The sequence below is a fragment of the Calothrix sp. 336/3 genome, assembly GCF_000734895.2.
GTDB lineage: Bacteria > Cyanobacteriota > Cyanobacteriia > Cyanobacteriales > Nostocaceae > 336-3.
Map to the genome: position 1 here is coordinate 6,230,908 of NZ_CP011382.1, position 16,379 is coordinate 6,247,286.

Consider the following 16,379-nt stretch of genomic DNA (forward strand, 5'->3'; position numbering starts at 1 on the left):
TCCCTCTGTACCAGTATTACAAAAAAAGGTCTGGGTGGGGGGGAAGAGGTTTGATAAGGGTAGGTTTGTCAAATTTGGCTTACGACTTAGACAAGGCAGACAGGAGGGAAAGTAGACAAGATTTTAATGTAAAAAACCTACCGTTAATTTTTTGGGTGTGTATAAAATCGAGATAATCCTAGGGTATGCCAAAACCAAGATTGTCTGAGGAGGAAAATCATTAATGTCGTGATTGCGAGAATAATAGCTGCTGGTTGGTTTCCTGGGGTGGAACCGAGGTAATGGGAACCGATGAGGATGGCATGGGATACGGCGAATAATAGGGATGGTAGGGTTAGAAGGTGTATTTGTCGCCAGCGTTTACCGAGGTAGGTTTGTAGGGAATTAAAGCTAGTGAGGGTGGCTGGTAGCATGAGTAGGAGGGCGATCGCTCCGGCAATTATACCTACTTGCCAATCGGGGGTAAGAAACCAAAAGGCGGCAAAATTCCATTGCCAGGAATGTTCTATCATGTGGGTGGTATGAATTGCTCCTAGGATAAATGCACTGACTCCTAGTAACCGTCGATATCGCAGGGGTGCTGCATAGAAACCACTCAGGGGACGGGCAATTAATGCCAAGATTAAACAGAATAGGGCTGCGTGTCCAGTGTAGTCTGTCATGGTATCCCCCGTACGCACCACGGTGATTACGCCCATAATTAGGGTTATCCACCCACCTAGACGGAATAATTGACTGCGTTTATCTTGACTAAGAAAGGATGTGGAAAAACCTACCCCTACCATGGTGGGTAAAGTTCCTAAACCAAAACTGAGCATTGTAATTGCACCTATGGCTACATCTCCTGTACTGGCAGCTTTAATTTGGGCAGCGTATAAAAAGCCACAGGGAATCCAACCCCAAATCATTCCTAAAATCCAGGGTGTCCACCATTGTTTTTGGGCAGAAAAGCGCCCCATGATACGGCTGAGATGGTTGTGTAAGGAACCTGAGAGGAGGGGATGGAGGAGGGGAATCCGGGGTAAAAAGTCGGGTTTAATTTGTGTTAATCCGAACCAAATCAACATAATTCCTGTAGCGATCGCCATGAATTGACGAAACTGACTTCCTACCCCTGCCATTTGCCCACCAGCAATTAACACCGAACCTAACCCCCCAATTCCGGCTCCAACCAAGGTATAACTGAGAACACGCCCCAGGTTTAATAACAAATGAAACCATAGTTGTTGTTGCCAAGAGGGTTTTGCTGATGGGTGGGAAAGGGAAAAAGCCACGGTTAGGGGACTACACATTCCTAAACAATGTCCAAAACTACCGAGAAAACCAAGGGACATTACCAGCCAAAAATCAAGCATATTGGGGAGTTACATAAAATTAAAAATTGATAAGCATTAGAAAATTAGCATCCATATCATAGATAAATTGAGAGCTTTATTGAGTCATCACCTAGGATTTGTATGATATGGCATCTTGCTTGAGTCGTGAGATTTTCGAGCTTCTGATTACCTAGTACAGGGTGGCTAAAATAAACCACCTATTCCAAATGTCTGAAACACTTGCAGCAAAGTAATTACGTTAGCGTAGCTCTCCCTGCGGGAGCATTACGAATTGGTATCACTCCTGGACTATTTCATCATACTTGTTACTTAATTTCTGGAGATTCTGGATTTGTAACAGTGTTAAGGAATCTGGTATTTAGCTTTATGATGTATCTATTAATAATTCAGCTTCTAGTTAACATACTCAGCTATATCAGCATCAAAGGTCATTTGAATGAGAATTCACTGCACAAATCCTCGGTGTCGTTATCCTCACAATGAGTTTTCAGGAGATTTACGGACTTCTCAACAGACTCCTGGGTTGCAGAGATATTGCCAAAGTTGCGGGATGCGGTTAATTCTCAATCAACGTTACCTACCTTTAGAGGAAATTGGTAGGGGTGGATTTGGTAGAACCTTTCGCGCTCAGGATTTGGTGTTTGGGCGAGAGTGTGCTGTAAAATTGCTCCATCCTCAAAGTTCCCTGACGGAATCAGAAATTTTCTCTGTACAAACATCCTTTGAAAAAGGTGCCAAAATTTTATGTAATCTCAAGCATTCCCAAATCCCTACGGTATATGATTTTTTTAGTTTACCAGTACCTGATGAACCGTGGGAAACTCCCCAGGAAAACCAAGTTAGACAAAAGTTATTTTATTTGGTGCAGGAATATGTTCCAGGGATTACCCTGATGCAAGAGCTTGGGGATAAAAGGCGATTTTCCCAGTCGGAAGTTTTAGAATTTTTGCATTCTATGCTTCAGGTGATGAAATATACTCATAAGCAAGGTGTTATTCACAGAGATATCAAGCCTGCAAATATTATTCGTCGTAATTGTACTGATAAAATGCTGTATTTAATTGATTTTGATACAGCTATTAAACGGGAACTAGAGCCAGGAATTGCTGTAAATCAGTCAATTGCCATTGGTACGAGGGGATATGCACCTCCAGAGCAGTTGGATGGAGAGGATATCAGTGCTTCCGCAGATTTATATGCTTTAGCTGCTACCTGTATTCATTTATTGACGGGTAGACATCCAGAGGAAATACGTCAAGCAACTCATCCGAAAAGACTTAATGGTGTATGGAGAAGATACTGTACTGATGTTGGCGATCGCCTAGGTGAAATACTAGACAGAATGTTATCTTTAAGACCATCTGATAGGTATCAGTCTGCGGATGATGTGCTTGCTGTTTTGGGTGGTGGTACAATACTACCCCCAATAGATTTTTTACCGATAGAATCTACTCTTCCACAAAGAGATATTACCGAACCCCCTTCCGAATCAAAATCAAGAAACAAGATTCCTAAATCGACATCAAAAAATAAGATTTTCAAGTGGCGTTGGATAATTCTCGCTATTACTGCTTGCTTTCTTTCAATAATAGTCTATTCTGGCAAAGACTCTTTACAAAACATATTCTTCGTTGGGAATAAACCTAATCTTACTCGCTGCATTGATGACGATAAATTTAGTTGCGGAGAGAAAAGATTAATCGCGGCGAAAAATAGCATTGATATCACAGATAAACAACTATTTGATGATGGAGTCAAAGCGTTTCAAGAGGGACGATATTCCGATGCGGTGAATAAATTTAGTCAATATTTAGAACAACAACCTAATGAACCAGAAGCTAGAATCTATCTGAATAATGCCAAAGCTATATTATATAATCCCCAGATTTTAAAATTAGGGGTGTGTGTACCTATTTTTAGTGATGGAATTAGTCGTAATTCTAAGGATGGTGTCACAGAGCAAATTCTTCGGGGAGTCGCTTTAGCACAGGAACAAATTAACCGAGATAGCATCCAAGGGCAAAAACTATTTCTACAAATTTGTAACGACCGAAATAAAATGAGACAAGCGAAAATAGTCGCAAGAAAAATAGTTGATGATGGCAGTATTCTCGGTGTGATTGGTCATTACAGTAGTGATACTACCCTAGCAGCAAATCAGGTTTATCATCAAGAAATTATTTCTGTTTCTCCCTCTAGTACGGCAGTTAGAGGTGAAAATTTTCTTTTACAAAACGATAATTTACGTGTTTATCCCCCTGCCGATTTAACAACATCAAAACTAGTTGATTATATCAGTAGTCAAAGAATCAAGAAAGCGGCAATTATCTATGAGAAAGGTAAATCTTTCCCGGAATCAATGCGGCAAACATTTCGTGATAACTTTAAAAAGCAAGGTGGTCAAATTGTCGAAGACTGTAATATTTCTGATAGAACAAATAATATCTCAAAATGTGTCGCCAAAGCCAAACAGAGACAAGCTGAAGTGGTGTTGATTGCAATTATGAATGAGAGTGCAGAGGAAGAAGTCTCAGAAATTTTTAGAAATGCTGGAAATATCCGATTCCTCTCAGGCAGTACTCTGTATACTAGAAATATTCGTAATCTGCCCGATGGGAAAGCAATCATTGCCATCCCTTGGCATAGAAGTATAGATGAAAATAACCTTTCCCCCTTTGAGGAAGAATCTAAATCTCTGTGGGGAACTAGATATGTTGATATTTTAGCTGTGGTGGGATACGATGCTACCCAAACTATCATTCAAGGGTTGAAAAATATTCAGGGTGATATTACCCGTGAAAAGCTTTATCAAGAGTTGAGAGAGACTGATACTTTCTCTGCTAAATCTGCTATCGAAAATGTCAAAATTCAATTTAATGAAAGTGGCGATCGCCTAGTGAATGACAGTAACAAGGATAAGCTGATGTTTCTTGTGACACCAAAAAATGGCGAGTTTGTACCTATTCCGTAATATCAGGTTCTGGCAACCAGGAATCATCTAAAACTTGCTCTAGGGAAGCAATCGGGTTTACAGGGAATTTGTCTAGGGGTATTTGAGAGCGATCGCTTGCTACTGCTCTTGCTTGTTGGTAGCACTCATCAAAAATTTCTAAAATGTAAGGTTGTAAACTGGGACTATCCTTAAGTCCATCCTTAATTTCTTGACGAAAGGTTCTTATTTCTGCTTGCCAATGTCCTTGATTCCTTTCTCTTTCCTGCTGCCAATATTTCAACTTTAACATATGCTCTAGCAACCGAATTAAATAACTTTTTATCGCTCGCTTTTCCCGTTTACCCATACTTTCTAACTCTACAATCAAATTCTCTATATCAACTGAGTCAAAATGGGCAGCTTGCAGCTTATTAATCGTTGTTCTGAGCCAAAGATAATAATCTTTCTCGTACAAACTTTTGATTGCTAAATCTGTAGGTATTAACATCATACATCCCAATTCTTTAAATATTATCCAAGTTAGTCACCTGTAATAAATCTAAACCGCGCTCAAATATCTCATCAATCGGTAACATTTGTCCGTCGGTAGTCATAAATTTATGGTCTTTAGTTGCCCGAATCACACTACCATCTTCTAAACCATACTCATAGATTTGCTGCTGTCCACGATGATGCCATTGGGCAATGGGTTGACTATAGATATTACCATGATTATCTACAGTTAACACCGTACATTCCAGACGCTTTTCGACAATTTCACCAATAGGTAAAAACCCATATTCTACGGTAAAAATTTCTGTATCATAGCTCAAGCAGTATTCCGCAAACTTCAACATATCGTCGAATAATTTTTCGGCAATCTGTTTTTTCACACCATTTTTTGTCGAACCATCAATAAATTTTTCCTGCTGTTTCTGCATCTCCGAAACTTTCTTTTTACCCATTGCTCGACGCAGCAAATCAGCTTGTCCTAGGGAATAACCAGCCAAATCTTGAGCAATTTTCATAATTTGCTCTTGATAAACCATAATCCCATAGGTTTCATTCAAAATAGATTCGAGTAAACTATGCTCATACTCAATCTCTTCCCGACCATGTTTTCTATTAATAAATTTAGGAATCAAACCTGCATCCAGGGGTCCTGGTCGATAGAGAGCGAGAATGGAAGAAATATCTTCAATGTTTGAGGGTTTCAAATCTCGCACAATTTGCCGCATCCCGGAAGATTCTAGTTGAAAGACTCCCTCTAATTCACCCTTTTCTAATAATCGATAGGTAGCTTGCACATCCTTCGGTAAATTTGCATATTCCCCCTTCGCTAGAATTTTTTGTGCTTTTCTTTCCTGACTGGTAATTTCGTAGGGGTCAAGTTTAAAACCATGCTTAGGATTCTTTTCAATTAAATCGATGGTTTTTTGAATCATGGTGAGATTTCTTAATCCCAAAAAGTCCATTTTCAACAAACCTAAGGATTCTAAATCCTCCATAAAATATTGAGTAATTACAGAACCATCATTATTTTTCTGTAAGGGAACAATTTCATCCAAGGGGTCAGCAGAAATTACCACACCCGCAGCATGAACACCGAAGGTTTTATTTGTTCCTTCAATGCGCATTGCCATATCTACCCAGTGACGTACCTTAGGGTCATTATCGTATCTTTCCTTAAATTCTGCTTCTGGGGTATCATCGGAAATCATCACCTTTAATTTGGCAGGTTTACCCCGTGAAACGGGAATTAATTTCGCCATTTTATCTGATTCCCCGTAGGGAATATCTAATACCCGCGCCACATCTTTGAGGACTGATTTCGATGTTAAACGGTTGAAAGTAATAATTTGGGCAACCCGTTCTTTGCCATATTTTTGTGTGACATAATCAATCACTTTATCCCGTTGCTCAATACAGAAATCTGTATCAATATCTGGCATTGATTTACGTTCGGGGTTGAGAAATCTTTCAAATAATAAACCGTGGTGTACGGGGTCAATATTAGTAATTCCCATGGTATAAGCAACTAGGGAACCTGCTGCGGAACCTCGACCGGGACCCACAGGAATATTATTGTCACGAGCAAATTTGATGTAGTCCCACACAACTAAAAAGTAGGTGGAAAATCCCATTTGCTGAATCATTTTTAATTCATATTCTAGCCTTTCTTTGTAGGTAGAATCGATTTCATGACGGGATTTACGATTGAGTTTTTGTAATAGTCCGTCCCAGGAAACCTCTTCCACATAAGTATCTGCTGTATGACCTGGGGGAATAGGGTAATTGGGTATTCTTGGTTCCCCCATAATACTATAGGGTTCGATTTTTTCGGCAACTTCTAAGGTCGTATTAATTGCCGATTCGATAATATCTTCTGGTAAATGGTCACGAAATAACATCCGCATTTCATCAGCAGATTTTAAATATTCCGTACCGCTATAACGCATCCGATTTTCTTCAAATACCTTCTTTCCTGTTTGAATACAAAGTAATGCGTCGTGGGCTTCTACGTCATAGCAAGATGTATAATGGGAATCGTTGGTGGCAATAAATTTAATATCTAATTCTTGGGCAATTTTTATAATTTCGACATTGACAATTCTATCTTCCTGGGAACCGTGGTCTTGAATTTCTAAATAATAGTCATCTCCAAAAATATCTTTATACCATTTTGCAACTTTCCTCGCAGCATCAACCCTACCACTCAGAATTGCTTGGGGAACTTCACCACCCAAACAAGCACTAGTGACAATTAATCCTTCGCTATACTGTTTAAGTAGGTCTTTATTAATGCAAGGACGGGAAAAAATACCTTTACCTTGGACACCCTCTAAGTGAGATGTTGTAGTTAATTTAACTAGATTTTTGTAGCCCTGAGTATTTTTAGCGAGGACAACTTGATGGTAACGGGGACGACGTTCTTGTTTACCAATGTCTCCGTTAATTAAATACATTTCGTTGCCAATTATGGGTTTGACATTTTTGCTACGACAGATTTTTATCAGTTCGATCGCCCCATACATGACACCATGATCTGTGATGGCGATCGCCTTAATTCCCAGTTCAATTGCTCGATCCACCAAAGCGGGTAATTGGGAAGCACCATCTAGCAAACTATAATCACTATGGATATGTAAAGGCACAAAAGACATACAGTCACCAAAAAGTCAGTTTTTAACTCAACAAAAATCAAAATTGCCTGAATTTAAGACCAGTTACCAGTCACTTTTTTAACTCCGTATTGATTGAGAACGGATGCACCTATTAATTATGCAACGACTAGCCCGATTTTATGGAAATAGAATCAAAAGCTACTGCAAAATATAATTACTTAGGTTTAAATTCTCATCAATAAATAATAAGATTCTGAGATAAAAATATGTTAAGTATTCCCCTGACGCGATCGCTACCCCGCTCGCCACAAATTATTACACCTTTACCAGGAAAACGCGCCCAGGAATTAGTCGAACGCGATCGCGCAGTCACCTCCCCTTCCTATACCCGTGATTATCCCCTAGTAGTGGCAAGGGGTGAGGGGTGCATGGTAGAAGATGTGGATGGTAATGTATTTTTAGATATGACCGCAGGTATAGCCGTTACAGCTACCGGACACGCCCACCCCCAGGTAGTGGAAGCAATTCAGGCTCAGGCTGCTAATTTAATACATATGTCCGGAACTGATTTTTATTACGAGCCGATGGTGGAATTTGCGGAGATGCTCGCAGATCGTACCCCCTTTCCCCATGGTGCGAAGGTATTTTTTACCAACTCCGGGGCAGAATCCAACGAAGGTGCAATGAAGCTGGCAAGATATTATACCGGACGTTCCCAAATGATTGCCTTTCTCGGCGGCTTCCACGGGCGTACATACGGGGCAATGTCCCTGACTGGCTCCAAGGCAGTTCAGAGAAAAGGCTTTGGTTCCTTGGTGCCTGGTATTACTCATATACCCTACGGTAATCACGCAAGTTTAGATTACTTAGAAAATCAGTTATTTCCGGCAATGTTGCCACCCCAGGAAGTCGCAGCGATTGTGGTAGAAGCGATTCAAGGGGAAGGAGGGTATATTGTACCCACCCCAGGTTTCTTACAAAGGATTCGAGAAATTTGCGATCGCCACGGTATTTTGATGGTAGTTGATGAAGTGCAATCAGGAATGGGACGTACAGGTAAATTATTTGCCATCGAACATTGGGGAATCATGCCGGATATTATCACCACAGCTAAGGGAATTGCCAGTGGTTTACCCCTCGGTGCAATTTTGGCACGTCCGGAAATCATGACATGGCAACCGGGTTCCCATGCTACCACCTTTGGCGGTAATCCCATCGCCTGTGCTGCCGGAATTGCCACCCTGAAACTTCTAGAAAATGGTTTGATGGCAAACGCTACCAAGATGGGAGAATTCCTGCAAACAAGGTTAGGAGAGTTACAGGGAATCTTTCCCAGGGTTTCCCCCTCACGGGGTAAAGGATTGATGGTTGCAGTGGATTTGTGGGATGAGTCAGGGGAATTAGATAGTACATTGCGCGATCGCGTACTTCAAGAAGCATTTCAACGGGGTTTGTTACTCCTCGGTTGTGGGAAAGCTGCCATTCGTTTTTGCCCTCCCCTAGTCATTGACAGTGAACAGATAGATATTGCAGTGGATATTCTCAAAGATATCTTAGCTAAGGTAACTCCACAGCATGATTGATCCAAAAGTTGTGATTGTGGTGTCTGAAAGACTTAGTAATCCCAAGATTTTGCGGTTGCTTAACTTCCCTCGCAATGACAAGTGCTTGAGCGGACATGATAGGGCAAACTACTACCGATCGGAAGCCAATTTGTCAGCAATTCTCGTGGTTTCCGGTAGACGGTACTTAGGAGTACAACGCAAAACATAGGCGATCGCTGTTGCTAAACTGATACGATGACCAATAGAAATATATAGAGGTTTCACCCCCACTCTCGTCCGTAAAACTGCACCAATGGTTTCAGAATTATGTATCAAAGGTTGCCAACTTCCTCGCGATTCCGGCAACTCCCCATGACTACCAATAAACAAAGACTTAGCCACACCAATCGTCGGTAAATTCAAAATCACACCCAAATGGCAAGCAATGCCAAATCTCCGAGGGTGGGCAATCCCTTGACCATCACACAGGATAATATCTGGTATAGTTTGTATCTTTTCTAATGCATCTAATACCGCCGGAATTTCTCGAAAAGATAGAAAACCTGGAATATAGGGGAAAGAAGTAGGACGATAGGCAATCTGAGTTTCCACTACCTCTAAATCAGGAAAACTTAAAACAGCCACCGCAGCCCGACTAATTGTACCATCAGCCTCAAAACCCATATCTACCCCAGCCACATATTTTACAGGTTCGGTGAATTGATCAGTTGTAATCACCTCTGCTTGCAGCTGCTTTTGGATGGTTTTAGCATCCTCCAAACTCAAATCCCAGTCATGACGTTGATGGATTTTCATATAATACCGCTTCGGACAGGTACTGGTTTAGACATTAACCAGGACTATTTCTAAGATACTCACTCTTGTAAGCGATTGATAGCCGTACCCGTCCCCTTGCGGGGTTATGGGGGTCTAAAACTATGCTTATTCTGCTGTAGTAATATTCATACTTGAGTTTCCGTCCCCTTGCGGGGTTATGGGGGTCTAAAACCGGGCGAAAAAATGCACAGCAAATGGTCCAAATACATTTTTTTCCGTCCCCTTGCGGGGTTATGGGGGTCTAAAACGATCGCCTCCCACCCAATAAGAGTAGCATTCAATTTCGTTTCCGTCCCCTTGCGGGGTTATGGGGGTCTAAAACCGCGATGATCGTTCCCCGCTCCCTTGAGTTGTGGTTGTTCGTGTTTCCGTCCCCTTGCGGGGTTATGGGGGTCTAAAACGCAAACCAGTCAGATTGAAAACTCTCGTATTCCTTCCGGTTTCCGTCCCCTTGCGGGGTTATGGGGGTCTAAAACCCTACCCATTGGAAACCGTTGATATATTTAGTTTTCAAGGTACAGTTGCGCCGATGTACGGAGGTAGTGACGTAATTTAGAAATACAGTACACATTTCCAAAACCATATAGCGGCAAAAAATGCTTCTACAGATAATATTATCGCAAAACAGTCACGAGTCAACCGAAAAAATATTACTTTTCTTTAACTAGCGCAACTTTGCTCTTTCCTTATCTTCCTAGCTCTGCGCGACATTTTGGCAGGAAAGTTTACAATCATTTACAATCGCCAAAAAGCAGATGTGAAAGCACTTTTAGCCCCCACATCCAGGAAGAATTGCCAATACGACTTGTTACAAAAATAAATAATTGGGTGATTCCTAGGGTTTATCGCTTCCGTATACCCGCACCTTCCGTCTTCGCTGACTTTGAGTCCCAAAATCGGCATAGTTTAGCGATCGCGCTTTGCGCGGCTCCCCTTGGGAGCATCGCTTTAGCGGAGCGTAGCTCTATCACCCATCAAGATTGTCATAGTTTGGCGATAGGCTTCCAGCCCCCCACATCTATATTATTTAACCTTCCCCCTTCCCCCTTCTGCTTCCTTCGCATAATATGATGAACGTCAATTATGTCAAATTACACCTTACCCCGATAGAATCGTGAATCTACGTAGCTTGATTCCATTTCTAGATGACTCTGTATCCAGTTGGGCGTTAGAAGCCAGATTGCTGCGCTGGCTAACACTAACATGGCTCTTTTTTGGATTAGTTATGCTTTTCTCTGCATCCTATGCTGTTGCAGATGTTAAGCATGATGATGGACTCTATTACTTTAAACGCCAATTAATTTGGGTTGTAGTTGCCTTTTTCGGCTTTAATTTCATCGTTAATTTGCCCCTGAAGAGAATACTAGGCATTTCCCACTGGCTAGTAATTCTCCTGTTATGCTTGATATTTGTCACACTCATCCCCGGTTTAGGTAAAACCGACTTAGGTGCTGCCCGGAGGCTACTCGGTCCCATTCCCATTCAACCCTCAGAATTAATTAAACCATTTTTAGTACTGCAAAGCGCCCGCGTCTTCGGAATGTGGGAACGCTTCAGTTGGGGTGTACGCTTTACCTGGTTAGGAATTTTTGCCCTAGTGATTCTGGGTATTCTTGCCCAACCGAACCTGAGTACAGCTGCTTTGTGTGGTATGACAATTTGGTTGATTGCCCTAGCCGCCGGTTTACCATACAAATATTTAGGGGGTACTGCTCTGAGTGGTTTATTATTGGCTACTTTGAGTATTAGTATCCGCGAGTACCAACGTAAACGGGTAATGTCCTTTATCAATCCCTGGGCAGATGCTACAGGAGACGGTTATCAGTTAGTACAAAGTTTACTAGCTGTTGGTTCCGGTGGTAGTTGGGGAACTGGATTTGGGCAATCGCAACAGAAACTGTTTTATCTACCCATTCAAGATACAGACTTTATCTTTTCTGTTTTTGCCGAAGAGTTTGGTTTTATAGGTAGTGTTGTCTTACTAGTTATTCTGGCTATTTATGCCACCCTAGGGTTAATTGTGGCTCTGAGAGCTACCCAACCAGTTTATCGATTAGTGGCAATGGGAGTCACGATTGTGATTGTTGGGCAGTCGTTTTTACATATTGGCGTAACTACGGGAGTTTTGCCCACCACTGGTTTACCCTTACCTTTATTTAGTTATGGCGGTAACTCGATGATTGCCAGTATGTTACTTACTGCTTTATTGGTTCGTGTTGCCAGAGAAAGTAACGAAGCTGAGGTAGTACCAATTCGGGGTAAAGAGTTAATTAATGATAGACAACGCAGTAAGAAAGGTTTCACGAAGATTTTTAGGTAGAACAAAAGAATAGGCAATAGTCAGCCAGTAGTTCATATCATTTGTGATCGGTAAAAAATGCATAGTGGGAGCATCTCGCTCCCTAATTTTAAGAAGCGTGCAAACCTATTAATCCCATACCGACGTGATATAGCCTCTTGCTCCCTGCTCCCTTTGGGAGAGCTACGCTAACAGAGGAGTTTCCCTAACGTGTCTCTACTCCTAACTCCTAACTCCTAACTCATTACTCCTAACTCATTACTCCTAACTCATTACTCCTAACTCATTACTCATTACTCCCTAGCAAATTCTCCCGCTCCCAGCTTCAAAAACAATCGCCCAATGCCAAAATACGTTAAAATTCAAGCTGAGTAAGCATTTTCGGCTTTACCTAACCCCATGCTTGAAAATTTACAAACCCAACTTTATCAATTAGAACAATTCGCTAACACCCTTGTGACTAACCAACTCACCCATCTGAGTCTGGTGAGTGTGGGTGTGATTTTTATGGCAGGTTTGTTGACTAGTTTGACTCCCTGTATGCTTTCCATGCTGCCGATTACTATTGGCTATATTGGCGGTTATGAAGCCAAAACTCGTTGGCAAGCTGCTGCTCAATCCACTTGGTTTGCTCTCGGTTTAGCAACGACTTTAGCTGCTATGGGTATTATCGCTGCCCTAGTTGGTAAAGTTTACGGTCAGGTGGGAATTGGTTTACCGATTATTGTCAGTATCTTGGCAATTCTCATGGGTTTAAATCTTTTAGAAGCATTACCCCTGACTTTTCCTTCCTTTGGGGGAACAGAATGGATTTCCCAGGAATTACCATCTGGTGTTCGTGCTTATTTAATCGGTTTAAGTTTTGGGGTGGTTGCTTCTCCCTGTAGCACTCCTGTTTTGGCTAGTTTGTTGGGTTGGGTGGCAAATTCCCAGGATTTACTTCTCGGTGGGGTATTACTAATTTCCTATACTGCGGGTTATGTTGCTCCCTTAATCTTGGCAGGGACTTTCACTGCTTCTATCAAAAAAATATTAGAATTACGCCGTTGGTCAAGTTGGATTAACCCTGTGAGTGGTGTCTTATTGGTGGGGTTTGGTGTTTTTTCCCTGCTAACCCGTTTGATTTAAGTTAATGAACCTGCTGTCACTCTTCAAATTGCTATAAAAAAATGACTTTAGACAATCCAACTTCCAAAGAATCTAATGTTTTCGTGAGTTTCTGGCAGTTTATCCGCCAGGAATTTTTGCCTATCCTCACGGATTTACGATTAGCAATTCTTTTACTACTGGCGATCGCCCTCTTTAGTATTAGCGGTACTGTCATCGAACAAGGACAAGCTCCTGATTTCTACCAAGCTAATTATCCCGAACATCCTGCCCTTTTCGGCTTTCTGACCTGGAAAGTGATTCTTCTGGTAGGCTTAGATCACGTATACCGTACCTGGTGGTTTCTAGCTCTGTTAATCTTCTTCGGTACTAGTCTCGTTGCCTGCACTTTTACCCGACAATTACCCGCTCTCAAAGCTGCCCAACGCTGGAAATTTTACGACCAACCACGACAATTTGCCAAGCTGGCTCTAAGTGCTGAATTTGATATCGAAAAAATACAAGATGCTTCCGTAGAAACCCTTGGTCAGACATTACAAAAACGCCGCTACAAAGTGTTTCCCTCAGAGGGAGGCATTCTCTACGCTCGCAAAGGTATCATCGGACGCATCGGACCAATTATTGTGCATATTGGCATTGTTGTGATTTTACTAGGGGCAATTTGGGGAGCTATGACTGGATTTATGGCTCAGGAAATGGTTCCTAGTGGGAATACTTTCCAAGTCAAAAATATTATCGATGCTGGTCCCTGGGCAAGTGCCCAAACTCCCAGAGATTGGTCAGTGCGCGTGAATCGCTTCTGGATTGATTACACCCCCAGTGGCGGAATTGACCAATTTTACTCAGATATGTCCGTTGTCAATCAACAGGGTAAGGAAATTGACCACAAAACGATTTTTGTCAATCAACCCCTGCGATACAAAGGTATTACTTTTTACCAAACCGACTGGGGAATCTCTGCGGTACGGGTCAAATTAAATAATAGTCCTGTGTTTCAACTACCCATGGCAGCCCTAGATACAAAAGGCAAAGGACGACTTTGGGGTACTTGGATACCAACAAAACCCGACTTAAGCGCTGGTGTATCTCTTTTGGCAAAAGATTTACAGGGTATGGTATTGATTTATGATGCTGAGGGCAAATTAGTAGACACGGTAAGAAGTGGAATGTCTACCCAGGTAAATGGGGTAACGCTGAAAGTATTGGAAGTTGTGGGAAGTACGGGTTTACAAATTAAGGCAGATCCAGGAATTCCTGGTGTTTATGCAGGTTTCGCTCTGCTGATGGCAGGTGTAGTTATGAGCTACTTCTCCCATTCCCAAATTTGGGCACTCCAACAAGGAGGAAAATTATATGTGGGTGCGAAAACTAACCGCGCTCAGGTAGCCTTTGAAAGGGAAGTGTTAACTATTTTGGATGGATTGAACACCCCAAGATAAGGAAAGTTTGATATCTGATACTAATTTGCTGTCAGAGGTAGTAGTCTCTATACTGTCATTGCGATGGTCGGAAAGCAATCTCGTTATCCTGAAACCACTACGACAGAAAGCAACTTAGTATCAATACAGGCTTGTAACAAGGGAAATAGAAAATGATGTTTATCTGGGATCTCACTTCAAACTGCTAGGATTCTTCTGCAACGGTTTGCGCATGAATTTTTCACCCCAAAAAAGGCACAAAGTACACAGTCTACTTCCCTACTCCCTACTCTTTATCCCTCTTTTGTTACTTTAGGAAGAGAAAAATTGACAAGAGGTTCAACTAGCAACAGAGAAACTGACTGGAGAAGCGCGAAAATCATTCATAAAGTTGATTAATTTCAAAAAGCAACGCTTCATACCAGGAATGTTAAATACTGTGAGCCAAGGTTGAATCAAACAGTAAAAAATATAGGGTTGAATGAGCAATCTCAGATTATTTAAGGCACTCTTCCATGTGGTACCAGATTCCCAATTAGGATGTTGACTATATTGAGAACTATTAAAGTCTATTGAGGAAGGTAATTCTGAACTAGATGTTGATTGATTTTGGACATGAAGTTGAAAATAAGTAGCCTGAATGCTAACGAAAAGGTAAGCACTAAAAATGATTTCCCACCAGCGTTCAATACTTTCATAATCAGTTAGACGAAAATCAGCCCAACCTAGTTCATTCTTAACTTGTTTAAAACCATATTCAATCCAATTTCTTAAACTATAAAGTTGCGCGACATTCAGTGACAAATCAGTTGATAAATTTGTCATGATGTACCAACTTTCATCTCCCGTAGGGTCGGGTGTATTCATCTTACTGATTTGGTAGTATCTGGTACGGCGACGTTTACCAAAAATAATTTCTCTCAAGTAACGAGTTTCAGTTTGACGATGTGAAAGCTTTTGCTCATAAGCTTTCCAGCGATTATAACGTTTTCGGCTTCCTGGGGGCATCAACACTCCATGATTGGAGCGAATTGCTACGATAAACTCTAGTTCTAATTTTTCTAAACATCTAATTACATCTCCACTCTCACCATATAGGCTATCCGCTAACACTAATTTAATTTTGAAACCCCATTCTTTCAACTCTTGAATAATCTCTATTGCTATTTGGGGTTTACTCTTATATTTATCGCCTTCTCTTAAGCGATTTCTCGGTTTAAATATTTGGAACATTAGAGGATAAGTAATCCCATCTACTACACCATAAGCATTTACAGATACTATTCCATTCTCTGTCTTGCCTAAGTTTCCGATATATTGACTAGTCACATAATCTGTTGATTTTCCCTTTTTCTTATCCCCGGTTTCGTCAATACATAAAATTATTTCTCTTTCTCCAATAAACCTTTTGATCAACCACAGCCTAATTTCTCTTAACTTTTTGACATCCCACAGTGCATCTCTCAAAAAATGATGTAGTGTTTGGCTATCTTTTAACCCCACTGTTTTAGCTATTAGGGGTAGGGTTTTTCGTGGGATTTCTGAAACTATGCCCAAATGTAAGAATTTGAAAGCTTCAAAATGCCTCACATCCTCAAATACTGAATAATAGTGCTGGCAGTAGTTATCTATGAATGCCACTGTGCTTACTGGCTGTCTGCGCGGCGTAACCATTCCTATTACTTACTTTGTCTGCTTTTTTTCTGATTATACTCTCCCCGTAGTAACAAAAGAGGGTTTATACCATTTCACGAAAATAGTGAAACAGATACAAACCCTG

Annotated in this window: 11 protein-coding genes and 1 CRISPR repeat array; of the genes, 6 read left to right on the forward strand and 5 right to left on the reverse strand. The window is 41.2% G+C overall.

Features of this window, described 5'->3' with window-relative positions; genetic code table 11:
* Positions 1-143 precede the first annotated feature (143 nt).
* Positions 144-1,355 (reverse strand): sulfite exporter TauE/SafE family protein, encoded by a 1,212-nt coding sequence (locus tag IJ00_RS26070; protein WP_035158192.1) that lies wholly within the window; start codon positions 1,353-1,355, stop codon positions 144-146.
* Between the two features lie 418 nt (positions 1,356-1,773).
* On the opposite strand from IJ00_RS26070, the gene IJ00_RS27295 reads away from it, so the two are divergent.
* Positions 1,774-4,308 carry a bifunctional serine/threonine-protein kinase/ABC transporter substrate-binding protein gene (locus IJ00_RS27295; RefSeq protein WP_082127400.1) on the forward strand — a complete coding sequence of 845 codons (2,535 nt, stop codon included), beginning with the start codon at positions 1,774-1,776 and terminating at the stop codon, positions 4,306-4,308.
* Here the strand turns inward: IJ00_RS27295 and IJ00_RS26080 are convergent.
* Complete coding sequence (locus tag IJ00_RS26080) at positions 4,298-4,777, reverse strand: DUF29 domain-containing protein (protein WP_035158193.1); 480 nt, start codon at positions 4,775-4,777, stop codon at positions 4,298-4,300. The two genes, IJ00_RS27295 and IJ00_RS26080, sit on opposite strands and share 11 nt — an antisense overlap.
* 16 nt (positions 4,778-4,793) lie before the next feature.
* Positions 4,794-7,433, reverse strand: coding sequence for a trans-splicing intein-formed DNA polymerase III subunit alpha N-terminal partner DnaE-N (locus tag IJ00_RS26085; protein WP_035158194.1), 2,640 nt, complete (start codon positions 7,431-7,433; stop codon positions 4,794-4,796).
* A 227-nt stretch (positions 7,434-7,660) separates the two neighbouring features.
* Between IJ00_RS26085 and IJ00_RS26090 the strand changes: the two genes are divergently transcribed.
* Positions 7,661-8,977 carry an acetyl ornithine aminotransferase family protein gene (locus IJ00_RS26090; protein WP_035158195.1) on the forward strand — a complete coding sequence of 439 codons (1,317 nt, stop codon included), beginning with the start codon at positions 7,661-7,663 and terminating at the stop codon, positions 8,975-8,977.
* Between the two features lie 111 nt (positions 8,978-9,088).
* On the opposite strand, the gene nfi is transcribed toward IJ00_RS26090, so the two are convergent.
* A complete protein-coding gene (gene nfi, locus IJ00_RS26095) occupies positions 9,089-9,754 on the reverse strand; it encodes a deoxyribonuclease V (protein ID WP_035158196.1) in 666 nt (221 codons plus the stop codon).
* Positions 9,755-9,838: 84 nt separating this feature from the next.
* Positions 9,839-10,251: a CRISPR direct-repeat array (repeat unit 37 nt; unit sequence GTTTCCGTCCCCTTGCGGGGTTATGGGGGTCTAAAAC).
* A 316-nt stretch (positions 10,252-10,567) separates the two neighbouring features.
* Here nfi and IJ00_RS28555 point away from each other — a divergent pair.
* The 4 genes from IJ00_RS28555 to IJ00_RS26110 all read left to right on the forward strand — a co-directional run bounded on the left by IJ00_RS28555 (position 10,568) and on the right by IJ00_RS26110 (position 14,620).
* Entirely contained in the window at positions 10,568-10,846 is a 279-nt protein-coding gene (locus tag IJ00_RS28555; protein WP_144416083.1) for a hypothetical protein, read from the forward strand.
* Positions 10,847-10,889: 43 nt separating this feature from the next.
* Complete coding sequence (locus tag IJ00_RS26100) at positions 10,890-12,095, forward strand: FtsW/RodA/SpoVE family cell cycle protein (RefSeq protein WP_035158197.1); 1,206 nt, start codon at positions 10,890-10,892, stop codon at positions 12,093-12,095.
* Between the two features lie 378 nt (positions 12,096-12,473).
* Complete coding sequence (locus tag IJ00_RS26105) at positions 12,474-13,202, forward strand: cytochrome c biogenesis protein CcdA (RefSeq protein WP_035158198.1); 729 nt, start codon at positions 12,474-12,476, stop codon at positions 13,200-13,202.
* 41 nt (positions 13,203-13,243) lie between these two features.
* Positions 13,244-14,620, forward strand: coding sequence for a cytochrome c biogenesis protein (locus IJ00_RS26110; RefSeq protein WP_035158199.1), 1,377 nt, complete (start codon positions 13,244-13,246; stop codon positions 14,618-14,620).
* A gap of 318 nt (positions 14,621-14,938) precedes the next feature.
* Here IJ00_RS26110 and IJ00_RS26115 read toward each other — a convergent pair whose 3' ends face one another.
* The gene (locus IJ00_RS26115; protein WP_035155395.1) at positions 14,939-16,273 is read right to left on the reverse strand and encodes an IS701 family transposase; all 1,335 of its coding nucleotides are present in this window, start codon (positions 16,271-16,273) and stop codon (positions 14,939-14,941) included.
* Positions 16,274-16,379 lie beyond the last annotated feature (106 nt).